3 protein-coding genes are annotated in these 7,264 nt (G+C 68.7%); 2 read left to right on the top strand and 1 reads right to left on the bottom strand.

The annotated features are described in order from the left end of the window. Positions 1-7: 7 nt before the first annotated feature. Positions 8-4,237 (top strand): amino acid adenylation domain-containing protein, encoded by a 4,230-nt coding sequence (locus AB0C20_RS33805; protein WP_357569524.1) that lies wholly within the window; start codon positions 8-10, stop codon positions 4,235-4,237. 32 nt (positions 4,238-4,269) lie between these two features. Then, positions 4,270-4,569 (top strand): hypothetical protein, encoded by a 300-nt coding sequence (locus AB0C20_RS33800; RefSeq protein ID WP_357569523.1) that lies wholly within the window; start codon positions 4,270-4,272, stop codon positions 4,567-4,569. Here the strand turns inward: AB0C20_RS33800 and AB0C20_RS33795 are convergent. Further along, positions 4,570-7,264 (bottom strand): AAA family ATPase (locus tag AB0C20_RS33795; RefSeq protein WP_357569522.1); only part of this gene is annotated, 2,695 nt, incomplete at its 5' end.

Below are 7,264 nucleotides of genomic sequence, written 5' to 3'. Positions count from 1 at the left end.
GGATTATATGGTGCCGTCGGTTTTTGTGGTGGTTGATGAGTTGCCGGTGACGGTGAATGGGAAGGTTGATCGGGAGGCGTTGCCGGTTCCGGAGTTCGGCGGTGGTGGTGGTGGGGGTCCGCGTTCGGTGCGTGAGGAGGTGTTGTGTGGGTTGTTCGCGGATGTGTTGGGGGTGTCGGTGGTGGGGGTGGATGAGGATTTCTTCGGGTTGGGTGGGCATTCGTTGTTGGCGGCTCGGTTGGTGAGTCGGGTTCGTTCGGTTTTGGGGTTGGGGTTGTCGGTGCGGGATGTGTTCGAGGCGCCGACGGTGGGGGGGTTGTTGAGTCGTTTGGGTGGGACGGGTTCGGTGGGGGTTGGGTTGGTGCGGTGGGAGCGGCCGGGGCGGTTGCCGTTGTCGGCGGCTCAGCGTGGGTTGTGGTTCTTGGGGCGGTTGGAGGGGTCTGGGGCGACTTATCAGGTGCCGTGGGCGGTGCGGTTGTCGGGGGTGTTGGATGTGGCGGCGTTGCGGGTGGCGGTGGGTGATGTGGTGGGTCGTCATGAGGTGTTGCGGACGGTGTATGGGGAGGCCGGTGGGGTGCCGTTCCAGGTGGTCCGGCCGGTTGGTGAGGTGGTGGTGCCGTTCGAGGTCGTTGATGTGGACCTCGAGGGGTTGGATGTGGTGTTGGATCGGTGGGTTGGTTTCGTGTTCGACCTGGCGGTGGAGGTGCCGGTGCGGGTCGGGGTGGCCCGGCTCGGTGTTGATGACCATGTGATGGTGGTGTTGTTGCATCACATCGCGGCGGACGGGTGGTCGTTACCGGTGTTGGCGCGGGATCTGACGATCGCTTACCGGGCGCGGTGCGGGGGCGGGGCGCCGGGTTGGGAGGCGCTGCCGGTGCAGTACGCCGATTATGTGTTGTGGCGGGAGCGGACCGTCGAGGTGGACGCGGACGGGCAGGCGGGGTATTGGGCTGCGGCGTTGGCGGGGCTGCCGGCGGAGCTTCCGTTGCCCTATGACCGGCCCCGGCGGGTGACCGGTGCGCCGACCGGCGCTACCGTGCCGTTTCGTCTTGACCGGGCCACGCACGAGGCGATGTTGGCCGTGGCGCGTGGCCACGGGGTGACCTTGTTCATGTTGATGCAGGCGGCCGTGGCCGCGTTGCTGACCCGGCTCGGCGCGGGGGAGGACATTCCGCTGGGAACGGTGACCGTCGGTCGTGACGACGCCGCTCTCGACGCGTTGATCGGTCATTTCGTGAACACGTTGGTGCTGCGCACCGATACCTCCGGCGATCCCACGTTCGCCGAGTTGCTGGCCCGTGTCCGTCGCACCGACCTGGCCGCCTTCGATCACCAGTGGCTGCCGTTCGACCGGGTAGTCGAGACCGTCGGACCCGAGCGGGTTCTCGGCCGGCACCCCCTGTTCCAGGTCATGCTCACCGCCGACGCCGGTGACCACGACGACGAGGTGCTCGGGCTAGCCGCCCTCCGCTACCCGCTGACCGCGGCGATCGCCAAGTTCGACCTTTCCATCGGCTTCACCACCGGGCACGACCCACACCATCAACCCACCGGTATCCACGGCGCTGTCGAGTACCGCACCGACCTGTTCAACCCCCACACCATCGAAACTCTCATCCAACGACTCACCCAACTGCTGCACACCATCACCACCGACCCCCACATTCACCTGTCCGACATCGACATACTCACCACCACCGAACGGCACCAGCTGCTGACCGCCTGGCAAAACCACCACACCCCACCAACCCCCGACCACACCCTCGCTGACCTGCTCCACACCCAAGCCGCCCGCACCCCCCACGCCCCAGCGGTCCACACCACCACCGAAACCCTCACCTACCAGCAACTACACGAACGCGCCAACCGACTCGCCCACCACCTCATCAACCACGGCGTCGGCCCCGAACACCTCGTAGCCATCGCCCTACCCCGCACCACCGACCTCATCACCGCCCTCCTGGCCACCATCAAAACCGGCGCCGCCTACCTACCCATCGACCCCGACTACCCACCCCCACGCATCCACTACATCCTCACCGACGCCACACCCACCCACCTGATCACCACCACCACCTTCACCACACCCGACCACCCCGTCCCCACCACACACCTCGACCACCCCCACACCCACCACCACCTCACCAAACAACCCACCACCAACCCCACCAACCACCACCGCACCCAACCCCTACACCCACACCACCCCGCCTACACCATCTACACCTCAGGCTCCACCGGAAACCCCAAAGCCGTCACCATCACCCACCACAACATCACCAACCTGGTGCGGTGGGCGCGTGCGACGTTTGCCCCCGAGGCGCTGGGTAGCGTGCTTGCCGCCACGCCGCTGAGCTTCGACGTCTCGGTGTTCGAGCTCTTCGTCCCCCTGTGCGCCGGCGGTCGGGTGAACCTCGTGCGTGATGTACTGGCGCTGATCGAGCCGGAACAGGTGCCGGACGATGTCACCATGATCGGTGGCGTTCCATCCGCCATGGCCTCCGTCATCGCCACCGGGCATCCGCTGCCGCCAGCGCGGTTGGTGACGTTCGCCGGTGAGGCGTTGCCCGCGCGACTGGTGCGTGCCATCACCGCCGCTGTGCCTGGGGCGCAGGTGGCCAATCTGTACGGCCCCACCGAGGCCACCGTGTACGCCACAGCCTGGTCTTCCACGGAGTCCTGGACCGATGCTCCACCGATCGGCCGTCCGATCGACAACACCGGCGCGGTGGTCTTGGACGCCAACCTCCGGCCCGTACCGGTGGGTGTTCAGGGCGAGCTGTACCTCGCAGGAGCCGGGATTGCTCGCGGATACCTGAACCGGCCGGCGCTGACCGCCCAGCGGTTCGTCGCCTGCCCGTTCGGGCCACCCGGCGAACGCATGTACCGCACCGGCGACCTCACCAGGTGGCGCGCCGACGGGGAGTTGGAATACTTCGGTCGTACCGATCAACAGGTGAAGATTCGAGGCGTCCGGATCGAGCTCGGCGAGGTCGAGACGGCGTTGGCGGCCTGTCCGGGCGTGGCGGAGTGCGCCGTTGTGGCTGTCGCGGATCAGGGTGAGTCGCTCAGCCTGGCGGCGTATCTCGTGCCTGCCGACGGAGCCAGCCCGGATTCCTCCGCGGTCAGGGACCGGCTGGCGAGAACCCTGCCGGAACACGCCGTACCGACGTCGTACACCGTGGTCGACGAGCTGCCGCGAACGCCGAGCGGCAAGCTACGCCGGGCGGCGCTGCCAGCGGCCAGGCGGACCATCAGCGCCAACGGCCGCGGAGTGCAGGGAATCGACGAGCGATTCGTGGCGACGTTGTTCGGAGAGGTCCTTGGCGTGCCGGTGCTCAACGCCGATGACCACTTCTTCTCGCTCGGCGGGCACTCGCTGCTCGCGCTCCGGCTCGTCGGGAGGGTACGAGCAGTGCGCCGGCTCGACATCGCCGTCCGAGATCTGTTCGAGGCCCCAACCGTGACCGCGTTCGCCCGCCGCGTGGCGGCATCGCTCCAACGAGACGGCGGCGTGCGGAACCGCACGGTGTCCCTGCGCGGCGAGGGTGGTCGGCCGCCGCTGTTCTGTGTCCACCATGGCGGTGGGCACAGCTGGAGTTTCGCTAATCTCACCGATCATCTCCCGGTCGACCTGCCGGTCTATGGCCTGGACGCACTGAGTCTGTACCAGGAGCACGACCTGCCGGAGTCGATCGAATCCATGGCTGCGGAGTATGTCGAGCGGATGCGTAGGACCCAGGACAGCGGCCCCTACCACATCATCGGCTGGTCCTTCGGCGGACTCGTCGCCCACGAGATCGCGCGACAGTTGCAGGCGTGCGGGGAGCGGGTCGATCTCCTAGTGCTGCTGGACTGCTACCCGGCGCGGTCGGTGAGCGATCTGCCCGCGCCGGCGACGGCAGTGGAGCCCGGCGCCGTCCACGCGTTGTTGAGCTGGCCTGACGGCCAGGGAGAGCTGGGTAACGGACCGGATCCGGCATTCGGTACGGCCCTGCGCCACAACGCGCGCCTGGGAGCAGCGTACGTGCCTGGCGTCGTCACCGGAGACGTGTTGTTCTTCTCCGCCGTCCGCGACCAGCCCGATCCCGCCATGCCTACACGCGCCTGGCAACCGCACGTCACTGGCGAGGTGATCCACCATCGTCTTGACTGCCACCACGGTGAGCTGCTGCACCCGACGCACGCGTCCCGGATCGCTGCGGTGATTGGTGCGGCTCTCGGCGACGGGGTCTGATCGCGGCCTTCGCCGGCAGGTTGGAAGGGGCCATGGATGTCCCTGTGGAGACGCTCGTCGTCCCGCCGCAGCCGCCCAACCTCAGCCTGATCCGGGCTCGGCCCCGGCCGCACGCCGGTCTGCACACTGGTGTGCGGGTGCGGGCCCACCCGTTCGCGACCGAGGACCGCGAAGTCGCGCGACGGCACGGAGGCTGCGCCAGCGACCCGCAGGTCCTCGGTGGCGGTCACGGCCGCCCGCCGGTCGACCGAGTCGGCGGTACGCCGGCGCGGCACGCCGAGGGGAGACGAGACCTGGCGCATTCTGCTGCTCGGGGGATCCGGGACGAGTGATCAGTGCGCCAACGGGTCGTGCTCGGCCACGAAATTGAGTGGTTCCTCGCTGAACCAAGGCCGCAGCTGTGCCCGGCCCTTCACGTTCAATTTGCGGTAAACGCTGGTCAGGTGCTGCTCCACCGTGCTGACCGTGACGAACAGCCGATGGGCGATCTCCAGGTTGGGCATCCCGTCCGCGGCTAGCATGCCGACCCGTCGCTCCGCCCGGGTCAATGCCGTCACCTGACGAGACGCAGCGACCGGGTCGTCGGGCCGGGCGCCGGTGTCCGACCACATCGGCACCTCGTACCAGCGCCGCAGCAGCTGGTTTGCGGTTCGGGCGGCGGCCTCGCTGTGTTGGCGGCTGCCGAACGCCCGGTGGTGCCGGCTGAGGTCGTTGTATGCGCGGACCACGTCGATCCGGTCGCCGGCCTCCTGCAGGACCGCGATCGCCTCCTGTAGCAGCGGCTCTCGGTGTCTTGGCCGGGACGCGGCGGCCATCAACCGTAGGGCGCTGCCTCGGGTGCGGCTCGGCCGTGCTCCGCGTAGTCGTAGTTCCTCGTCGAGGAGATGGCGGGCCTTGCCGTCGTCGCCGAGCCGTAGCCACGCCTCGGCGGCGCCGAGGCGCCAGGCCAGCAGCGCGTTGTCCTCTAGGCCCCAGTCAGCGATGACCTGTCCGCAGTTGGTGAAGCCGGTGAGTGCGGTGCTGTAGTTGCCTCGGGCGAGGAAGAATCGGCTGCGGGCGAGGAGGAACCGTAGGCCGAAGATCGATTCGAACACCGCGGGCGGTACCCGGGCATCAAGGATCACCTCGGCCTCGGCGAGCTTGTCCAGCTCGGTATAGGCCGTCAGCATGGTGCTCAGCGGCGCCGCGACACCTACCCCCCACGCCTCGATCGGGAGGTGGGCGAGCGCGGACCGTGCGTGGGTCTCGGCGACGGAGAGTTGCCCGTTGCGGGAGGCGGCCTCTGCCTGCAGGAAGTCGACCAGCCCGCGGATCAGCGCGGCGTCGTGTGCCGCGGCTGGGCCCAGTTCCAGCTCGGCGCCGTCGAACTCCTCACTGGAGAAGACCAGGGCCAGCGGAACGGCGAACGCGTTCAGGCTGGCGGCACCGGCGCGCAGGTTGCGGCGTAATCGGGAGAGGTCGCCTGCGGCCGAGGGAGCGGACGGCAGTTGGTCGGTGTCCCCGTCGAGCTCCGGCGACGGAAGTTCGGGCAGGTGTTTGCGCAGCCGGCGGAACAGCGACGGGAAGATGGCCGAGGTCATCTCCCGGGCCGCGGCCAGGGCACTCCGGTTGCGCGCGTTGCCCAGGTCCAGGCTCGACCGTGCGGCCGTCAGCACGGCCTCCGCCTCTCCCGTTTGACCGGTCCACAGCAGCGCCCGGTAGACGTCGAGTGCCCGGTGGTCGCGCAGTTGGCCGCCACGGATCGCTGCGGCCAGCTCGGGTAGTCGCCGTACCGCCGCACGCGGGTTCACCCGCCATTCCACGCTGAGGATCGCCGACGCCGCTCGTGCCCGGTCCCGTTCGGTCATGTCCTGACCATCGAGCATCAGCATCCGGCGCATCGCGGACTCGGGCCGGCTGACCTCCAGTGCGGTCTGTTCGGCGGTGTCGGCCAGCACTTCGCTGGCCCACGGCTCGGTTATCGGCTCTGCCAGCATCAGATGCTCGGCGACTACGCGGGCGGGTGCGCCGGCGGTGAACAGCAGCTCGGCGGTTTCTCGGTGCAGGGCGGCGCGTTCGGCCTGTCCGAGGTCGTTGAGCGTGGCCTCGCGGGCGGCGGGGTGTCGGAAGCTGCGGCCGGCGAGCAGGCCGGCGTCGGAGAGCACGCGTAGGGCTGCGTCGAGGGCGGTGGGGGAGAGGTCGTTGAGCCGGGCGAGTGCGGCGGGTTCCGGGTCCGGGGGTAGCAGCGCGAGGGTGCGGACCAGTCGCAGCGTCACCTTGCCGCTGGCGTGCAGCATGCTGGGGTAGGCCCGGGTGAACGCGTCGCCGGGGTTGAGTTCGGCTGGTCCGGCGGTGCCGCCGCTGCGTAGATGGGCGGCGTCCTCGGCAAGGGCTTGGACCAGTGTAGGGCTGCCGCCGGTGAGTCGCTCCGCTTCCGCGCTGAGCCGTTCGGCGGCGGCTGGGTCACCGAGATGCTTGGTCAGTACCTCGGTGACGCCGGTCGAGGTGAGCGGCTGGAGCAGTACGTGCCTGCAGTAGGGCTGGCGGGACAGCTGCCTGTAGAGGGGGGAGAACGGGAGGGTGGGCTGGTCCGACTCGGTGAGTACCATGAGGACGCGGGAGAGGTCGAGGCGGCGGCTCAGGTGTAGTAGGAAGTCGACGGACGCGGCGTCGGCGTACTGGACGTCGTCGACGCAGATGACCAGTGGTACCGAGGCGGCGAGCCGTAGCAGTGCGTTGCAGATGCGGTGGGGGGCACCGCTGCCGGTCAGATCCAGTCTGGACCCGACGAGGCCCTCGGCGAGTTCGGCGATCGGTGTCCACGCGGGTTCGCGGGCGATGGGGCCGTTCATCAACTGTGCGACGACACCGAATTCCACGCCTTGTTCGGTCGGTGCGCCGCATGCCGCGAGGACGCGTGCCCTGGCGCTGCCTGCCCGGGCGATGAAATCACTGAGCAGGGCTGTTTTTCCGGTTCCGGTGAATCCCTCGACGATGATGACGCCGGGTTCTCCGTCTAACGCGCCGGTCAACGCTTGTTTGAGTAGT

This window comes from Micromonospora sp. NPDC048843, from assembly GCF_040649965.1.
Classification (GTDB): Bacteria; Actinomycetota; Actinomycetes; order Mycobacteriales; family Micromonosporaceae; genus Micromonospora; species Micromonospora hortensis.
Note: the sequence above shows the minus strand (reverse complement) of the source record. Positions and strands in the feature narration are given on the sequence as shown.

What these genes read in the sequence shown, in the direction of transcription:
- AB0C20_RS33805 (WP_357569524.1), top strand. Translation starts at nt 8, where the DNA reads ATGGTGCCGTCGGTTTTTGTGGTGGTTGATGAGTTGCCGGTGACGGTG.
- AB0C20_RS33800 (WP_357569523.1), top strand. Translation starts at nt 4,270, where the DNA reads ATGGATGTCCCTGTGGAGACGCTCGTCGTCCCGCCGCAGCCGCCCAAC.